The sequence below is a fragment of the Saccharothrix sp. DSM 118769 genome, from assembly GCF_052936295.1.
Genome location: NZ_CP193627.1, coordinates 1,414,242 through 1,429,864 on the forward strand (window position 1 = coordinate 1,414,242; position 15,623 = coordinate 1,429,864).

Consider the following 15,623-nt stretch of genomic DNA (forward strand, 5'->3'; position numbering starts at 1 on the left):
CGGCGGGGGAGGAACACCGCGGTCCCGCAGGACGTTTGGCAGGCGAGCGCGCGCGTGCGCACGACGCCGCTCGCAGGAGGAAAACACGGTGGCGAGGGACTACTACGGCACGCTCGGGGTCTCCAAGAACGCGACACCCGAGGAGATCAAGCGCGCCTACCGCAAGCTCGCGCGGCAGCTCCACCCGGACGTGAACCCCAACGAGGAAGCGCGCTTCAAGGAGGTGACCGCCGCCTACGAGGTCCTCTCGGACCCGAAGAAGCGGCAGGTCGTCGACCTGGGCGGCGACCCGCTGGAGCCGGGCGGCGGCGGCCGGGGCGGCGGCGACCCGTTCGCGGGCTTCGGTCTCGGCGACATCATGGACGCGTTCTTCGGCGCGGGCGGCGGCGCGGGCGGACGGGGGCCGCGCAGCCGCGTGCAGCCCGGCTCCGACGCGCTCATCCGGCTGTCGATGACGTTGGAGGAGTGCGCGGCGGGCGCCTCGCGGGAGCTGACCGTCGACACGGCCATCCTGTGCGACCTGTGCGTGGGCAGCGGCTGCGCCGAGGGCACGTCCCCGACGCGCTGCGACACCTGCGGCGGGCGCGGCGAGGTGCAGTCGGTGCAGCGGTCCTTCCTGGGCCAGGTCGTCACCGCGCGGCCCTGCCCGGTGTGCCGCGGCCTCGGCGAGGTCATCCCCGACCCGTGCCGCCAGTGCGCGGGCGAGGGCCGGGTCCGCTCCCGGCGCACCATCTCCGTGCAGATCCCGACCGGCGTGGCCGAGGGCATGCGGGTGCGGCTCGCGGGCCAGGGCGAGGTCGGCCCCGGCGGCGGCCCCGCCGGCGACCTGTACGTCGAGGTCGAGGAGGTGCCGCACGAGGTCTTCGAGCGCGACGGCGCCAACCTGCACTGCTCGGTGCACATCCCGATGACGACCGCCGCGCTCGGCGCCGTCCTGCCGCTGGCCACGCTGGACGGCGAGGAGGACCTGGAGATCGAGCCGGGCACCCAGCCGAACACCGTGCTGGTGCTCGCCGGCCGCGGCATGCCCCGGCTGCGCTCCAGCGGGCGCGTCGACGGCCGCGGCGACCTGCACGTGCACCTGGAGGTCGTCGTGCCCACCAAGCTCGACGCCCGCCAGGCCGAGCTGCTGCGCGAGCTGGCCGCCGCCCGCGGCGAGGACGAGCCGACCCTCGCCCACAACGGCAAGGGCGGCGGGGGGCTGTTCTCGCGGCTGCGCTCCGGCCGCGGCCACCGGTGACGCTGCCCGTCTTCCTCGTCCCCGCGCTGCCCGCCGGCGACGCGGTGGTCCTCGACGGCCCCGAGGGCCGGCACGCGGCCACCGTGCGCCGGCTGCGGGCGGGCGAGGAGCTCGTCCTGTCCGACGGCACGGGCGACCAGGTCCGGTGCGTGGTCGAGGAGGCGCTCAAGGACGCCCTGCGGCTGCGCGTCGTCGAGCGCTGGACCGTGCCCGAGCCGTCCGTGCGGGTCGTCCTGGTGCAGGCCCTGGTCAAGGGCGACCGCGGCGAGCTGGCCGTGGAACTGGCCACCGAGGCCGGCGTGGACGCCGTCGTGCCGTGGCGGGCCTCGCGCTGCGTGACCAAGTGGGAGGACGGCCCGCGCGGCGCGAAGGCCCTCGAACGGTGGCGCGCCACCGCCCGCGAGGCGGCGAAGCAGGCCCGGCGCGCCCGCGTGCCGTCCGTCGCCGACCCCGTGCAGACCCCCGGACTCGCCTCACTCGTGTCCTCCTCGGCGACCGCGTTGGTTTTGCACGAATCCTCTTCGCAAGGGATCGGAACGGTTCCGCTGCCGCCTTCCGGCGACGTGCTGCTCGTCGTCGGACCGGAAGGCGGCATCACCGACGGGGAATTGTCGGCGTTGACCGCGGCGGGCGCGCACGTAGTGCGACTGGGACCTGCCGTTCTGCGAGCGTCGACCGCCGCGGCGGTCGCGCTGGGTGCGCTGGGTGTGCTGACCGATCGCTGGCGGTAATGGGGGCTGCTCCCTTCTGGCGAACGCCTGACGCAGGGGTTACGCTCATGGCCAGAGGGGTTGGACGGGTCGCCTGGTCGACCCCTCGGAACGGACTCGCCGGACACCTCCCCCCTCGGTCCGGCGCCGCCGCGTCGCGGTGGGACGACCCCCAGGTCCCACCGCGACGCGGCCCTTTTTGTGCGGAGGCTTTCGGTTGCGCGTCACCTACGGCTCCCACCCGAGCCAGTTCGGCGAGTTTTCCACGCCGGGTGGTGAATCCTTTCCCGTCATCGTGGTAATCCACGGTGGTTTCTGGCACCAGAGATATGGCCTCGAACTCGGCCGCCCCCTCGCCGACGACCTCGTCGCGCACGGCGCGGCGGCGTTCAACATCGAGTACCGGCGCGTCGCGGGCGGCGGCGGGTGGCCCGCCACCGGTGACGACGTGCTCGCCGCCATCTCCGCGCTGCCCGACGACCTCGGTCCCGTGGTGACGCTCGGTCACTCGGCGGGCGGTCACCTGGCCGTGTGGGCCGCCGCCCGGCACCCCCGCGTGCTCGCCGCCGTCGCGCAGGCCGGCGTCCTCGACCTCCTCTCCCACCCGGCGGTCACCCGCCGCGTCGCCGAACTGCTCGGCGGCACCCCCGACGAGGTGCCCGACCGCTACGCCGACGCCTCGCCCGCCGCCTCCCTCCCCCTCGGCAAGCCCCTCGTCCTGGTGCACGGCGAGGACGACGAGGACGTGCCGTTCGAGCAGAGCGCCGCGTTCGCCCGCGCCTCCGGCGCCGAACTGGTCGCCCTGCCCGGCGCGGGCCACATGGACCTCGTCACCGTCGGCACCGCCGCCTGGGCCGCCTGCCGCGACGCCGCCCTGCGCCTGGCGCGCGCCACCGCGTCCGGCGGCTCCGTCGCCCACCCCGGGTGAGTAGCCTGCGGCGCATGTCCGACTGCCTGTTCTGCCGCATCGTCGCCCGGGAGATCCCGGCCACCGTGGTCCACGAGACCGACACCACGCTGGCGTTCCGCGACATCGCCCCGCAGGCGCCCACGCACGTCGTGTTGGTGCCCAAGACCCACGCCCCCGACGCCGTCGCCCTGGCCGCCGCCGCACCCGGCGTGCTCGACGACCTGTTCCTCGCCGCCGGCGAGGTCGCCAAGGCCGAGGGGATCGCCGGCACCGGCTACCGCACCCTGTTCAACACCGGCTCCGACGCGGGCCAGACCGTCTTCCACGCGCACCTGCACGTGCTCGGCGGACGCCGCCTCGGCCCCCTGGCCTGACACCCGCCCGACCTGCGTAAACGGTCCCGGGGCCACCTGCGGGCGCGCCGCGGCGGCCGGGCCGGCGGTGGACCGCGGCACCGGTCCCGGGACCGGGCCGTCCCCGCCGCGCACCCACCAGGCCCGGCCACCGGCGTTCCGGTCGGCCTTACTCCGGTGCGCACCGCCGGTGCCGGCGGCTAGCATCGGTGGAGCAGGTCAAGTCCACCCGAGCACCGCGCGAAGGCGCAGGAAGAGGGCCCGAGGCCACGTGGCCGGTACCGCTGACAACACGCCGCAGGCAGGCCGGGACGCGGCCACCGCCCAGGACGCGCAGTCCAAGTTCTCGGTGCCCGACGGCGCGGTGCTCGCGCTGCTCGGGTCGCGCGACGAGAACCTCCGGCTCGCCGAAGAACTGCTCGACGCCGACGTGCACGTGCGCGGCAACGAGGTCACCCTGTCCGGCCGACCCGCCGACGTGGCGTTCGCCGAACGGGTGTTCTCCGAGCTCGTCACCCTCGCCGGCCGCGGCCAGCAGGTCGGGCCCGACACGGTCCGCCGCACCGTCGCCATGCTGTCCGCGGGCACCAGCGAGTCGCCCGCCGAGGTCCTGAGCCTCGACATCATCTCCCGGCGCGGCCGCACGATCCGCCCGAAGACGCTCAACCAGAAGCACTACGTGGACGCGATCGACCAGAACACCATCGTGTTCGGCATCGGCCCCGCGGGCACCGGCAAGACCTACCTGGCGATGGCGAAGGCCGTGCAGGCCCTCCAGGCCAAGCAGGTCAACCGCATCATCCTGACCCGCCCGGCGGTCGAGGCCGGCGAGCGCCTCGGCTACCTGCCCGGCACCCTGAACGAGAAGATCGACCCCTACCTGCGCCCGCTGTACGACGCGCTGCACGACATGGTCGACCCCGAGTCCATCCCCCGCCTGACCCAGGCGGGCACGATCGAGGTCGCCCCGCTGGCGTACATGCGTGGTCGTAGCCTCAATGACGCGTTCATCATCCTCGACGAGGCGCAGAACACGACGCCCGAGCAGATGAAGATGTTCCTCACCCGGTTGGGCTTCGGCTCGAAGATCGTGGTGACCGGCGACGTCACGCAGGTCGACCTGCCCGGTGGGCAGCGCAGCGGCCTGAAGGTGGTCAGGGAGATCCTCGAAGGCGTCGACGACGTCCACTTCTCCGTCCTGACCAGCAACGACGTGGTCCGGCACCAGCTGGTGGCGGACATCGTGGACGCCTACGACAAGTGGCAGGTCGAGCAGGAGGAGCGCGAAGCCGGGGAGGGCCCCCAGCACCACGCGGGACCCGGTGCGCGGTCGCGTGGGCAGCGCCGGGGACGATAGGCCCGTGAGCATCGAGATCGCGAACGAGTCGGGCGTCGGCGTGGACGAGCCGTCCATCGTCGCCGCCGCCCGGTTCGCCCTGGACCGGATGGGCGTCAGCCCGTTGGCCGAGCTGTCCGTCCTGCTGGTCGAGCTGGACGTGATGGCGGACCTGCACCAGCGCTGGATGGACCTGCCCGGTCCGACGGACGTCATGGCGTTCCCGATGGACGAGCTGGACTCGGCCCGGCGGCCGGACGCGGCCGGGTTGGGGCCCGCCCTGCTCGGCGACATCGTGCTGTGCCCGGACTTCGCCAAGGACCAGGCGAAGAAGGCCGGGCACGGCCTGCTGGACGAGCTGCACCTGCTGACCGTGCACGGTGTGCTGCACCTCCTCGGCTACGACCACGCGGAGCCCGCGGAGGAGCGGGAGATGTTCACCCTGCAGAACCGCATCCTGGGTGACTTCCGGGCGTCGGTGGCGGAGGCGGAGCGCAAGTCGGCCCAGCGCGAGGCGGACTCGAAGCTGCTCGGGGCGGTGGGCCTGGAGGACGCGGAGGGCACCGACCGCCCCGGGTCGACGGCCTGAGGCGGCCGAGGTGGTAGCCGGTAACCCCGGCCTGCTGGTGCTGGCCGTGCTGTTGGTGCTGGCGGCGGGCGCGTTCGCGGGTGCGGACGCGGCGCTGGGCACGGTGTCGAGGGCGCGCGTCGAGGCGTTGCAGCGGCAGGGGCGTTCGGGCACGCGGCAGCTGATCGCGCTGCTGGCGGACCGGCCGCGGCACGTGAACCTGCTGCTCCTGCTGCGGCTGGGCTGCGAGCTGGCGGCGACCGTGCTGGTGACGGTGGTGTGCTCCCGGCTGATCGCGACCGGCTGGGTGGCGGTGCTGGTGGCCGGCCTGAGCATGTTGGTCGTGTCGTACGTGCTGGTGGGCGTGGGTCCGCGCACGATCGGCAGGCAGCACCCGTACGCGGTGAGCCTGCTGGCGGCGGGGCCGATCCGGGTGCTGGGCCGCGTGCTGGGGCCGTTGAGCAAGCTGCTGATCCTGGTCGGCAACGCGATCACGCCGGGCAAGGGGTTCCGCGAGGGCCCGTTCTCGTCCGAGGTGGAGCTGCGCGAGCTGGTCGACATGGCGCAGGAGCGCGGCGTGGTCGACGAGGGCGAGCGGGAGATGATCCACTCGGTCTTCGAGCTGGGCGACACGATCGCGCGCGAGGTGATGGTGCCGCGCACGGAGATCGTGTGGATCGAGTCGGCGAAGTCGATCCGGCAGGCGTTGGCGCTGTCGCTGCGCACCGGGTACACCCGGGTGCCGGTGATCGGGGAGAGCGTCGACGACATCGTCGGCGTGGTGAACCTGAAGGACCTGGTGCGGCTGACGCTGGCCGAGGAGCCGAACGGCGTGTCGGTGGCGGACGTGATGAAGCCGGCGTCGTTCATCCCGGACTCGAAGCCGATCGCGGACCTGCTGCGGGAGATGCAGCTGTCGCGCAACCACCTGGCGGTGGTGGTGGACGAGTACGGCGGCACGGCGGGCCTGCTGACGATCGAGGACATCCTGGAGGAGATCGTCGGCGAGATCACCGACGAGTCCGACACGGACGACCGGCCGCCGGTGGAGCACTTGGCGGACGGGTCGGTGCGGGTGAGCGCGCGGCTGCCGGTGGACGACCTGGACGCGTTGTTCGGCACGGAGCTGGACGACCACGAGGTGGAGACCGTGGGCGGCCTGCTGGCGCAGCGGTTGGGCCGCGTGCCGCTGCCGGGCACGGAGGCGGAGATCGCGGGCCTGCGGATGCGGGCCGAGGGCGGCAAGGACGAGCGCGGGCGGGTGCGCATCACGACGGTGCTGGTGCGCCCGGCGCCGAAGGACGACGACGAGGGAGACGCCGGTGAGTGAGCTGGACCCCGAGGACCTGAAGATCATCACGCTGGCCCGTTCGGCGCGGGCGCGGACCGGTGCGGCGGAGGGCGCGGCGGTGCGCGACACCGACGGCCGGACGTACGCGGCGACCACGGTGGCGCTGCCGTCGCTGCGGCTGACCGCGTTGCAGGCGGCGGTGGCGGCGGCGGTGTCCAGCGGTGCGGAGGGCCTGGAGGCGGCGGCGGTCGTGACGTCGGCCGGGGCGGTGGACGAGGCGTCGGTGTCGGCGGTGCGGGACCTGGCGGCGGGCGCGCCGGTGCTGCGGGCGGACGCGTCGGGCGCCCTGCTGGAGACCCTGTAGTGCGCGACTACGTCACGGTGTGCCGCGGTTGCTGCTGCGGCACGGTGAAGAAGCACCCGGACTTCGACCACGAGGAGCAGGTGCGCCGGTTGACGGCGCTGGCGGCGGCGTCGGGCGGCGCGCTGCGGGTGCGCACGGCGGACTGCCTGGACGCGTGCGAGAACTCGAACGTGATCGTGGTGAAGCCGCGCGGGCAGAAGCCGGTGTGGCTGGGCTTCGTGCTCCAGGACGGGACGATGGACGACCTGGAGCGCTGGCTGACCGAGGGCGGCCCGATGCCGGCGGCGCTGGAGCTGAACCGGATCGCGCCGCCGGCCGCTCAACGCGCCTAGATGAGTAAGTCCAAGGGGTGGTTAGTGGTCGTAGGCGGTCAGTGATCGCTTGACGGGTTGGTCGGTGTGGTCGTTGTGCCAGATCGCGGCGGTCAGGGCCAGGACGCGTTGCAGGACGCGAGCGATCACGCCGGGTGTGGTGCGTCCGCCGTGGCGCTCCAGGTCCAGCTGGGCTTTGAAGGTCTGGTTGATCGACTCGATGACCTGGCGCAGCGGCTTGAACAGCCGAGCGCCGGGTCGCGGGGTCTCGCCTTTGCGGGCCGGGCGCAGCAGCTCGACACCGGCCGCGGCCAGAGCGTGCTCGAACTCGCGGCCGTAGTAGTTCTTGTCGGCGATCAGCGTCTGACCCGGCCGTTCGGCGGTCAGGGCGGGATCGACGGCCAGGATGTCGAGCAGGGTGGTGCGCTCGTCGGCCTTGGCCCCGGTCAAGGCGAAGGCGACCGGCAGCCCGCCCGGGGTGCAGACCAGGTGCAGGCGCAGGCCCCAGAACCATCGGGAGTGGGAGGCGCAGTAACCGTACTGGGCCCACCCGGCCAGCTCGGAGCGCTTGGTGGTCTGGCGGGACCGGCCGCATTCCACCGGGGTGGAGTCGACCGGCCACACGTCGTCGGTCCACAGCGTGGTGTCGACCGCCAACAGCCGGATCACCTGTTTGACCAGGCCGGATGCGTGGCGCAGCCGCTTGTTGTAGCCGGACTGGCCGGGCAGGTAGTGGAACAGATGGCCGAGGTGGGCGTGGGCGTGGCGCAGGAACCGGGCCTCGCTGGTGAACCCGAGCAGGGCCTGGATCACCGCCAGGGTGACCAGTTCCGCGTCGGTCAGTCTCGGCTTGAGGCCGACCTTCGGTCGCCACGGCGCGAGGTGCGGCGCGTCCTTCAGCAGGTCATCGGTTCTGACGTAGAGTGCGGTCGCGAGGGTGTCAATGTCGGTCGTCACAACCCGTACATCGACACCCTCGCCCCATGTCTCCAGGTGTCTACCCTTTGGACTTACTCATCTAGGGCAGGACGCCCGCGCAGGACGCCCGCGCGGCCCGGATGTGGCCGGGGCACGTGGTCGCAGTGCACCGCCGGAGTGCACGGCCGGAGCACGCGGTCGGGCGGTTCCGGTCGGGCTCCGCCGCGGCGGGTGGCGGCGGGGAGAGGGCCGGCCGGGCGCGTCCGACGGGCACGGGGACAATGGGGGGATGGATGGTTACCGCTCCGGGTTCGCGTGCTTCGTCGGCCGCCCCAACGCAGGCAAGTCGACGTTGACCAACGCGCTGGTCGGGACCAAGGTCGCGATCACCTCCAGCAAGCCGCAGACCACCCGGCACACCATCCGGGGCATCGTGCACCGCGAGGACGGCCAGCTGGTCCTCGTCGACACCCCCGGCCTGCACCGCCCGCGCACCCTGCTCGGCCAGCGCCTCAACGACCTGGTCCGCGAGACCTGGTCGGAGGTGGACGTGGTCGGGTTCTGCGTGCCCGCCGACCAGAAGGTCGGCCCGGGCGACAAGTTCATCGCGGCCGAGCTGGAGAAGATCGCCAAGCGCACGCCGGTCATCGGCATCGTCACCAAGACGGACCTGGTGGGGCAGCAGCAGGTCGCCGAGCAGCTGCTGGCGCTGCAGAAGGTGATGGACTTCGCCGACTTCATCCCGGTGTCCGCGGTGGACGGCTACCAGGTGGACGCGCTGGCGGACCTGCTGGTGGGCAAGATGCCGGAGGGCCCGGCGCTGTACCCGGACGGCGAGCTGACCGACGAGCCGGAGCAGACGCTGGTCGCCGAGCTGATCCGCGAGGCCGCGCTGGAGGGCGTGCGGGACGAGCTGCCGCACTCGATCGCGGTGGTGGTGGAGGAGATGATGCCCCGCGAGGGTCGCGACGACCTGGTGGACATCCACGCGAACGTGTTCGTGGAGCGGCCCAGCCAGAAGGCGATCATCCTGGGCCACCGGGGCGAGCGGCTCAAGCAGGTGGGCATCAACTCGCGCCGCCAGATCGAGAAGCTGCTGGGCACGCGCGTGTACCTGGACCTGCACATCAAGATCGCCAAGGACTGGCAGCGCGACCCGAAGCAGCTGCGCCGACTGGGGTTCTAGGTGGCGAACCTCTACCGGGACACCGGTGTGGTGCTCAGGGTGCAGAAGCTCGGCGAGGCCGACCGCATCATCACCCTGCTTACCCAGAAGCACGGCAAGGTGCGCGCGGTGGCCAAGGGCGTGCGGCGGACCTCGTCCCGGTTCGGCGCGCGGCTGGAGCCGTTCGGGCACGTCGACGTGCAGTTCTACCCGGGCCGGTCGCTGGACGTGGTGACCCAGGTGCAGACGCTGGACGCGTTCGGCGTGGTCCTGGTGGACGACTACCAGCGGTACACGGCGGCGTGCGCGGTGCTGGAGACGGCCGACCGGCTCGCCGCCGAGGAGGGCGAACCGGCGCTGCGGCTGTACCTGCTGGTCACGGGCGCGCTGCGGGCGCTGGCGGCGAAGGAGCGGGACGCCTCGCTGGTGCTCGACGCGTTCCTGATGCGGGCGATGGCGTTCGCCGGGTGGGCGCCCGCGGTCGACGAGTGCGCGCGCTGCGGCGACCCGGGCCCGCACCGGGCGTTCAACGTGCACGCGGGCGGCCTGGTGTGCCCGCGGTGCAAGCCGCCGGGCAGCGCCCAGCCGTCCCCGGACACCCTGGCCCTGCTCGGCGCGCTGCTGCACGGGCGGTGGGACGCGGTGGACGCCATCCCGGACAACGCCCGGCGCGACGCGAGCGGCCTGGTCGCCGCGCACCTCCAGTGGCACCTGGAGCGGCAGCTGCGCTCGTTGCCCTTGGTCGAGCGCAAGGCCCGGCCGGGCGACGGTTAGGCTCGCCCGGCTCCACCAGCACCCCGGATGCCGCACCCGGCAGCCGCACCCCGGAAGGACAGCCATGCTTCGCCGACGGCGGGCCGAGCGCGTCGTGCGCGCCCCCCGACCCCCGGAACCGCACCCCACCGGCGCCACGCCGCCGAAGATCCCGGCCGAGTTCGTGCCGAAGCACATCGCGATCGTGATGGACGGCAACGGCCGGTGGGCGAACCAGCGCGGCCTGTCCCGCATCGAGGGGCACAAGCGCGGCGAGGCCGTCGTGGTCGAGGCGGCCAAGGGCGCCATCGCGATGGGTGTGGAGTGGCTGTCGCTGTACGCGTTCTCCACGGAGAACTGGCGGCGCAGCCCCGAGGAGGTGCGCTTCCTCATGGGCTTCAGCCGCGACGTGATCCGCCACCGCACCGACGAGCTGGACGAGCTGGGCGTGCGGGTGCGCTGGTCGGGTCGGCGGCCCCGGCTGTGGCGCAGCGTCATCAACGAGCTGGAGGTCGCCGAGGAGCGCACGAAGGACAACGACGTGCTGAACCTCGCGATGTGCATCAACTACGGCGGGCGCGCCGAGGTGGGCGACGCGGCGCGGGAGATCGCGCGGCTGGCCGCCGCCGGGAAGATCAACCCGGAGAAGGTCGACGAGCGCACCGTCGCGAAGTACCTGTACCAGCCGGAGATGCCGGACGTGGACCTGTTCATCCGCCCGTCGGGCGAGCAGCGCACGTCGAACTTCATGCTGTGGCAGTCGGCGTACGCGGAGCTGGTGTTCCAGGACATCCTGTGGCCCGACTTCGACCGGCTGGACCTGTGGCGCGCCTGCGAGGCGTACGCCATGCGCGACCGGCGCTTCGGCGGCGCCGTGGACAAGCCCGACGCGGAGCCCGGGGAGGGCGAGTGACCGACCAGGACGACGCGGACCAGGACGCCAAGGTGACCGCGGAGCTGCTGACCGCGGCCCGCGAGGCGCTGGAGCTGTTCCACGAGGTGCACGTCGACGACGACGGCGCGCTCAGCTTCCGGCACGGCGAGGTGCCGTGCGCGGTGCAGGCGATGCGGCTGGCCGACGGCCTGACCGTGCTCAGCCTCACCTGCGTGGTGGCGTGGGACCTGCCGTCCGACCCGAACCTGGCCGTGTCGGCGGCCGAGCGCGCCGGTCAGGGCCTGTTCGGCACGCTCGGCGTCGTGCACACCGAACGCGGCATGGACGTGACGTTGCGCTACGCGTTCCCCGCCGAGGGCCTCAAGCCCGAGCCGCTCAGCACCCTGCTGATGCTGGTGGTGTCCACCGCCTCGCAGCTGCGCAACGAGCTGCTGGCCCAAGCCGGGGACGGTGCCTGAGATGGCCGGTGTGATCGTGTACGAGCCCGACGACGAGGGCGACGTCGAGGGCCTGCCGTGGGCCGTCACGTTCGAGGCGTCGGCGGGGGACGAGTGGGCGTCGTTCGTCTGCGGCCCGTACGAGCGCGACGAGGCCGTGCGGCTGGCCGAGGAGGTCCTGGCCGCGGGGCGCGGCGTGACGGCCGTCGTCGAGCCGCTGCTGCCGGTCACCGAGGCGGCCGACGTGCTGGCGACGATCGCCGAGCTGCGCGAGGACGACGCCGAGTAGCGGACGCCCCGGCGGCTTCCGCCCGACCGGTCAGGGACCCCACACGCGCGCGTCGAGGACCACGTGGCCGGCGTCGAAGTCGGCCAGGTCCGCCTCCTTCACCGTGACGGTGGCGGGGTGCCCGTCGGAGGTCGCGAAGCAGAACCGGAGGCCGGGGCCGGTGGCGAGCACGGGGTCCGCCGGCGGCTCGCCGGCGAGGGTGTCGGCGCACCACCGGCCCGCCTCCGCCGGCGGACCGGTGTAGGCGTGCAGGCCGCCGCCGTTGGCCCTGAGCAGGTTGAACCGGTCCAGGTGCAGGTCGAACGGGCCGGTCGCGCCGTCGGCGGGCCGCCCCCGCGCCTGCCCGGCGTCCAGGTCCAGGGCGGTGCCGCGCTCCAGCCGCACCTCCAGCCCGGCGGCCGGGGACGCGGGGGTGCTCCCGGAGGCGGGCGTGGAGGAGGTCGGCGCGGAGCCGGCGGGTGCCGGGTCGCCGGCCCCCGGTCGAGCCGCGCCCCCCACCGGGGTGGTGGTCGGGTCGGCCCCCGTCGTCAGCGCCACGACCAGCACCACGGCGGCCACCAGCGCCAGGCCGAGCACGGTGAGCGCGACGACCCCCCAGCGCTCCCGGCCGCCGTCGCCGATCCGGCCGATGGTCCCCGCCTGGACGTTCAGGCGCCCCCGGACCCGGCCGCTCATGTCGTTCTGGTGGTTCCCGCGCGCGTCGATGCGGTGATCTTCCCGCCCCCCGGACCGCACCAACAGGCATATGTGCGGTCGGGGGAGGTTCTGGCATCATGTCGAAAGTGACAATCACTGGCGAGATCCGCGGATCGCGCCCGCGGCCCACGCCGCCGCGGTGGAGGATCACCTCGCTGGAAGTGCTGTGCGGGGTGCTCGTGCTCGCGCTGCTGTTCCAGGACTGGCTGGTCGGCGTGCTGGACGTGCCGGTGCTGCGCACCGCGTCCACGGTGTTCGTCGCCGTCTGCGTGCAGGCACTGCCGTTCCTCGTCCTGGGCGTGCTGATCAGCGGCGCGATCGCCGCGTTCGTCCCGGCGAGCGCCCTGCGCCGGCTGCTGCCGCGCCGGACCGCGCTGGCCGTGCCGGTGGCCGGGGTCGCCGGCATCGCGCTGCCGGGCTGCGAGTGCGCGTCCGTGCCCGTCGCGCGCCGGCTCATGCAGCAGGGCGTGGCGCCCGCGGTGGCGCTGTCGTTCCTGCTCGCCGCGCCCGCGGTGAACCCGATCGTGCTCGTGTCCACGGCCGTGGCGTTCCGGGACGCGCCGATGATGGTGCCCGCGCGGTTCGCCGGGTCGCTGCTCACCGCGGTCGTCATGGGCTGGCTGTGGACGCGGTTCGGCAAGGCCGACTGGATCGCCGAGCGGGCCCTGCGCCGGCTGCCCGACCACGACGGCCGCAACCGCTGGCTGGTGTTCGCCGAGACCGCGCGGCACGACCTGGTCGACGCGGGCGGGTTCCTCGTGCTCGGCGGCGTGTTCGCGGCGGCGTTCAACGTGCTGGTGCCCGCGGCGTGGCTGGAGACCCTGGGCGGTCAGCTGGTGCTCGCGGTGCTGGTGATGGCGCTGCTGGCGGTGGTGCTGGCGCTGTGCAGCGAGGCCGACGCGTTCGTCGCGGTCTCCATGTCGGCGTTGCCGCTGCTGCCGCGCCTGGTGTTCCTCGTGGTCGGCCCGGCGGTCGACGTGAAGCTCATCGCGCTCCAGGCGGGCGCGTTCGGCAGGTCCTTCGCGGCGCGCTTCGCCCCGGCCACGTTCGTGGTGGCGATCGCGTCCGCGCTGGCGGCGGGAGCGGTGTTCCTGTGAGGCGGGAGAACCCCATGAGGTGCGGTGGCCATGAGGCGTGAGACCCAGAACATCCTGCTGGTGCTGCTCGGCGGCGCCCTGCTGAAGCTGGCGCTCAGCGGCACCTACCTGCGCTACGTCAAGGAGTCGCTCCAGCCCTGGCTGATCGTCACCGGCGCGGTCATGGTCGTGCTGGCGCTGGTGGCGATCGTGCGCGACGTCCGGGGCGCCCAGCACGAGGAAGGCCACGAGGGGCACGAGCACGGCTCGTCGCGCAGCCCGTGGATGCTGCTGCTCCCGGTGCTCGCGGTGTTCCTGATCAGCCCGCCCGCGCTCGGCGCGGACGTGGTCAACCGGTCCGAGCGCAACGCCGCCCAGGAGGGCAGGGCGTCGAGCGGGTTCGCGCCGCTGCCCGCGGACGAGGTGGTGCCGCTGACGATCAGCGAGTTCGTCACGCGCACCGCGTGGGACGACTCGGGCTCCCTCGACGACCGCGCGGTGCGGCTCACCGGGTTCGTCGTGCGCAAGGACGGCGAGGTGTTCGTGGCGCGCCTGACCATCTCCTGCTGCGCCGCCGACGCCTCGCCGGTGAAGACGAGGGTCGTCGGTCAGGACTTCGCCGCCCTGGCCGACGACCAGTGGGTCGAGGTCACCGGGCGGGTGGTGCCCGGGTCGGCGACCAAGGAGACGAAGTGGGTGCCGACGTTCACCGTCGCGCAGGTGGTGCCGGTCCCGCAGCCGGAGGACACCTACGAGGGCTAGGACGAGGTCTTGTCGCAGCACTCCCGGCACGTGCCGAAGATCTCCACGGTGTGGCTGACCTCGACGAACCCGTTCTCGGCGGCGACCCGGTCGGCCCACTTCTCCACCGCCGGGCCCTCGACCTCGACCGTGCGGCCGCAGCTGCGGCACACCAGGTGGTGGTGGTGGTGGGCGGAGCAGCGGCGGTAGATGGCCTCGCCGGAGTCGGTGCGCAGCACGTCGACCTCGCCCGCGTCGGCCAGCGACTGGAGGGTGCGGTAGACCGTGGTCAGGCCGATGCCCTCGCCCCGCTTGCGGAGCTCCTCGTGCAGCTCCTGCGCGGAGCGGAACTCGCCCAGCGAGTCGAGCAGCTTGGACACGGCGGTGCGCTGCTTGGTCGAACGCAACCCGGGCACCGCGGTGGTCGGGCGTTCGCTAGTGGTCACATCTCCTCCGTCCGGGCAGTCCGGTCGGTCTCGTTGATACCACGTGGACCCTCGTCCACGTGCGTGACCGCGTCGACCACGATGTGCGCGAGGTGCTCGTCGACGAGCTGGTAGACGACCTCCCGGCCGTGCCGCTCGCCGCGCACCACACCCGCGGCCTTGAGCACCCGCAGGTGCTGGCTGATCAGCGGTTGGGCCACGCCCAGCGCCTCGACCAGCTCGTGCACGCACCGGTCCGCCTCGCGCAGCTGCAGCACGATGGCGATCCGCACCGGCGCGGCGAGCGCCCGGAGCAGCTCGCCCGCGGCGGACAGGGTGCGCGCCGGTTTGGGCGGCGCCGGTTCGGGCACGACGCGTTCAGCGGAGTGCACGTGATCGCCCCGCACCCCGACCGTCACGTCGCCTCCCACGTGGTATGGATTTTCACCACCAATACTACGGCGCTACAGCACCGAAGCGGCGATGAGCACCAGGACGCCCAGCACGACCACCCGCAGGACCCGGCCGGCGGGCGGCAGCGTGGACCAGGTCGCCGCCAGCAGCGCCGCCACGCCGAGCGCCAGCGCGCCCAGCAGCGCCGCCCCGACCACGCCCCCGAGCCACACGCCCAGCCCGAACACAGCCAGGACCAGCAGGAACACCGCCGGCGCGGGCACCCGCGACAGGGGTCCGGCGCCGGGGATCAGGGTCCGCTTCGACTCACCAGCCATCGTGGCATCCTTGCACCGTGCTGCTCGTGTGCCGCTTCACCGTCCCCGAAGCCTCCGTCACGGACTTCACCGGGCGGGTCGAGCGCGCGCTCACCCTGCTCACGGCCCAGCCGGGCTGCCGTCGCGGGCAGCTGTCCCGCTCCGCCGACGAGGCCGACCGCTTCGTGCTGACCGTCGAGTTCGACTCGGTGCCGGCCTACCGGCGGGCGATGTCGCCGTTCGAGGTGCGCGAGCACGTCGTGCCGCTGCTGTCGGAGGCCGCCGCCGACGAACCGGCCGCCTACGAGCCGCTGCTGGTCGCCGCGGACGGCGGGGTCCGGCGCGAGGTGAGCCTGGTCGCGCACGACGCGTTCACCGTGCGCCTGGGCGAAGCGGGCGGCCCCGCGGCCCCCCGGTAGCGGGGACTACCCTGGC

General features: G+C 73.4%; 22 protein-coding genes. 17 read left to right on the forward strand and 5 right to left on the reverse strand.

The genetic code is table 11. From position 1 onward, the window contains the following. Positions 1–88 precede the first annotated feature (88 nt). The 9 genes from dnaJ (at position 89) to ACRAKJ_RS06795 (ending at position 7,104) form a co-directional block, all read left to right on the forward strand. Entirely contained in the window at positions 89–1,240 is a 1,152-nt protein-coding gene (gene dnaJ / locus ACRAKJ_RS06755) for a molecular chaperone DnaJ (RefSeq protein ID WP_438924738.1), read from the forward strand. Next, positions 1,237–1,971, forward strand: a complete 735-nt coding sequence (locus ACRAKJ_RS06760; RefSeq protein WP_438924737.1) for a 16S rRNA (uracil(1498)-N(3))-methyltransferase — start codon at positions 1,237–1,239, stop codon at positions 1,969–1,971. The genes dnaJ and ACRAKJ_RS06760 overlap by 4 nt, the downstream gene beginning before the upstream one ends. A 139-nt stretch (positions 1,972–2,110) precedes the next feature. Beyond that, positions 2,111–2,878, forward strand: coding sequence for a prolyl oligopeptidase family serine peptidase (locus ACRAKJ_RS06765; protein ID WP_438924736.1), 768 nt, complete (start codon positions 2,111–2,113; stop codon positions 2,876–2,878). Between the two features lie 14 nt (positions 2,879–2,892). Beyond that, positions 2,893–3,234, forward strand: a complete 342-nt coding sequence (locus tag ACRAKJ_RS06770; protein ID WP_438924735.1) for a histidine triad nucleotide-binding protein — start codon at positions 2,893–2,895, stop codon at positions 3,232–3,234. A gap of 250 nt (positions 3,235–3,484) precedes the next feature. After that, positions 3,485–4,570 carry a PhoH family protein gene (locus ACRAKJ_RS06775; RefSeq protein WP_438924734.1) on the forward strand — a complete coding sequence of 362 codons (1,086 nt, stop codon included), beginning with the start codon at positions 3,485–3,487 and terminating at the stop codon, positions 4,568–4,570. 4 nt (positions 4,571–4,574) lie between these two features. After that, on the forward strand, positions 4,575–5,138 hold the full coding sequence (ybeY, locus tag ACRAKJ_RS06780) for an rRNA maturation RNase YbeY (protein ID WP_438924733.1): 564 nt from the start codon (positions 4,575–4,577) through the stop codon (positions 5,136–5,138). A 10-nt stretch (positions 5,139–5,148) separates the two neighbouring features. Next, positions 5,149–6,447, forward strand: coding sequence for a CNNM domain-containing protein (locus ACRAKJ_RS06785; protein ID WP_438924732.1), 1,299 nt, complete (start codon positions 5,149–5,151; stop codon positions 6,445–6,447). Further along, complete coding sequence (locus ACRAKJ_RS06790) at positions 6,440–6,772, forward strand: cytidine deaminase (RefSeq protein ID WP_438924731.1); 333 nt, start codon at positions 6,440–6,442, stop codon at positions 6,770–6,772. The genes ACRAKJ_RS06785 and ACRAKJ_RS06790 overlap by 8 nt, the downstream gene beginning before the upstream one ends. Beyond that, positions 6,772–7,104, forward strand: a complete 333-nt coding sequence (locus tag ACRAKJ_RS06795; RefSeq protein WP_438924730.1) for a (2Fe-2S) ferredoxin domain-containing protein — start codon at positions 6,772–6,774, stop codon at positions 7,102–7,104. Before ACRAKJ_RS06790 ends, ACRAKJ_RS06795 begins: the two co-directional genes overlap by 1 nt. Before the next feature lie 21 nt (positions 7,105–7,125). Here ACRAKJ_RS06795 and ACRAKJ_RS06800 read toward each other — a convergent pair whose 3' ends face one another. Beyond that, complete coding sequence (locus tag ACRAKJ_RS06800; RefSeq protein ID WP_447008799.1) at positions 7,126–8,040, reverse strand: IS982 family transposase; 915 nt, start codon at positions 8,038–8,040, stop codon at positions 7,126–7,128. A 250-nt stretch (positions 8,041–8,290) separates the two neighbouring features. Between ACRAKJ_RS06800 and era the strand changes: the two genes are divergently transcribed. From era to ACRAKJ_RS06825, 5 genes are all read left to right on the forward strand, one after another. After that, the gene (gene era, locus ACRAKJ_RS06805) at positions 8,291–9,187 is read left to right on the forward strand and encodes a GTPase Era (protein WP_438925162.1); all 897 of its coding nucleotides are present in this window, start codon (positions 8,291–8,293) and stop codon (positions 9,185–9,187) included. Further along, complete coding sequence (recO, locus tag ACRAKJ_RS06810; protein WP_438925161.1) at positions 9,188–9,940, forward strand: DNA repair protein RecO; 753 nt, start codon at positions 9,188–9,190, stop codon at positions 9,938–9,940. It abuts the gene before it with no gap. 64 nt (positions 9,941–10,004) lie between these two features. Next, complete coding sequence (locus ACRAKJ_RS06815) at positions 10,005–10,832, forward strand: isoprenyl transferase (RefSeq protein ID WP_438925160.1); 828 nt, start codon at positions 10,005–10,007, stop codon at positions 10,830–10,832. After that, a complete protein-coding gene (locus ACRAKJ_RS06820) occupies positions 10,829–11,272 on the forward strand; it encodes a YbjN domain-containing protein (RefSeq protein ID WP_438925159.1) in 444 nt (147 codons plus the stop codon). The genes ACRAKJ_RS06815 and ACRAKJ_RS06820 overlap by 4 nt, the downstream gene beginning before the upstream one ends. 1 nt (position 11,273) lies before the next feature. Next, entirely contained in the window at positions 11,274–11,540 is a 267-nt protein-coding gene (locus tag ACRAKJ_RS06825; RefSeq protein ID WP_438925158.1) for a hypothetical protein, read from the forward strand. Between the two features lie 30 nt (positions 11,541–11,570). Here the strand turns inward: ACRAKJ_RS06825 and ACRAKJ_RS06830 are convergent, their stop codons facing one another. Beyond that, positions 11,571–12,215, reverse strand: coding sequence for a hypothetical protein (locus ACRAKJ_RS06830; protein WP_438925157.1), 645 nt, complete (start codon positions 12,213–12,215; stop codon positions 11,571–11,573). A gap of 98 nt (positions 12,216–12,313) precedes the next feature. Between ACRAKJ_RS06830 and ACRAKJ_RS06835 the strand changes: the two genes are divergently transcribed. After that, positions 12,314–13,333 (forward strand): permease, encoded by a 1,020-nt coding sequence (locus ACRAKJ_RS06835; RefSeq protein WP_438925156.1) that lies wholly within the window; start codon positions 12,314–12,316, stop codon positions 13,331–13,333. A 30-nt stretch (positions 13,334–13,363) separates the two neighbouring features. Beyond that, positions 13,364–14,074 carry a TIGR03943 family putative permease subunit gene (locus tag ACRAKJ_RS06840; RefSeq protein WP_438925155.1) on the forward strand — a complete coding sequence of 237 codons (711 nt, stop codon included), beginning with the start codon at positions 13,364–13,366 and terminating at the stop codon, positions 14,072–14,074. Here ACRAKJ_RS06840 and ACRAKJ_RS06845 read toward each other — a convergent pair. The 3 genes from ACRAKJ_RS06845 to ACRAKJ_RS06855 are packed head-to-tail and all read right to left on the reverse strand — an operon-like array spanning position 14,071 to position 15,209. Continuing rightward, on the reverse strand, positions 14,071–14,499 hold the full coding sequence (locus ACRAKJ_RS06845; RefSeq protein ID WP_438925154.1) for a transcriptional repressor: 429 nt from the start codon (positions 14,497–14,499) through the stop codon (positions 14,071–14,073). The genes ACRAKJ_RS06840 and ACRAKJ_RS06845 overlap by 4 nt on opposite strands. Next, entirely contained in the window at positions 14,496–14,897 is a 402-nt protein-coding gene (locus ACRAKJ_RS06850; protein WP_438925153.1) for a metalloregulator ArsR/SmtB family transcription factor, read from the reverse strand. The genes ACRAKJ_RS06845 and ACRAKJ_RS06850 overlap by 4 nt, the downstream gene beginning before the upstream one ends. 45 nt (positions 14,898–14,942) lie before the next feature. Beyond that, positions 14,943–15,209, reverse strand: a complete 267-nt coding sequence (locus ACRAKJ_RS06855) for a hypothetical protein (protein ID WP_438925152.1) — start codon at positions 15,207–15,209, stop codon at positions 14,943–14,945. Positions 15,210–15,226: 17 nt separating this feature from the next. Between ACRAKJ_RS06855 and ACRAKJ_RS06860 the strand changes: the two genes are divergently transcribed. Further along, entirely contained in the window at positions 15,227–15,607 is a 381-nt protein-coding gene (locus ACRAKJ_RS06860; RefSeq protein WP_438925151.1) for an antibiotic biosynthesis monooxygenase, read from the forward strand. Positions 15,608–15,623: the final 16 nt, after the last annotated feature.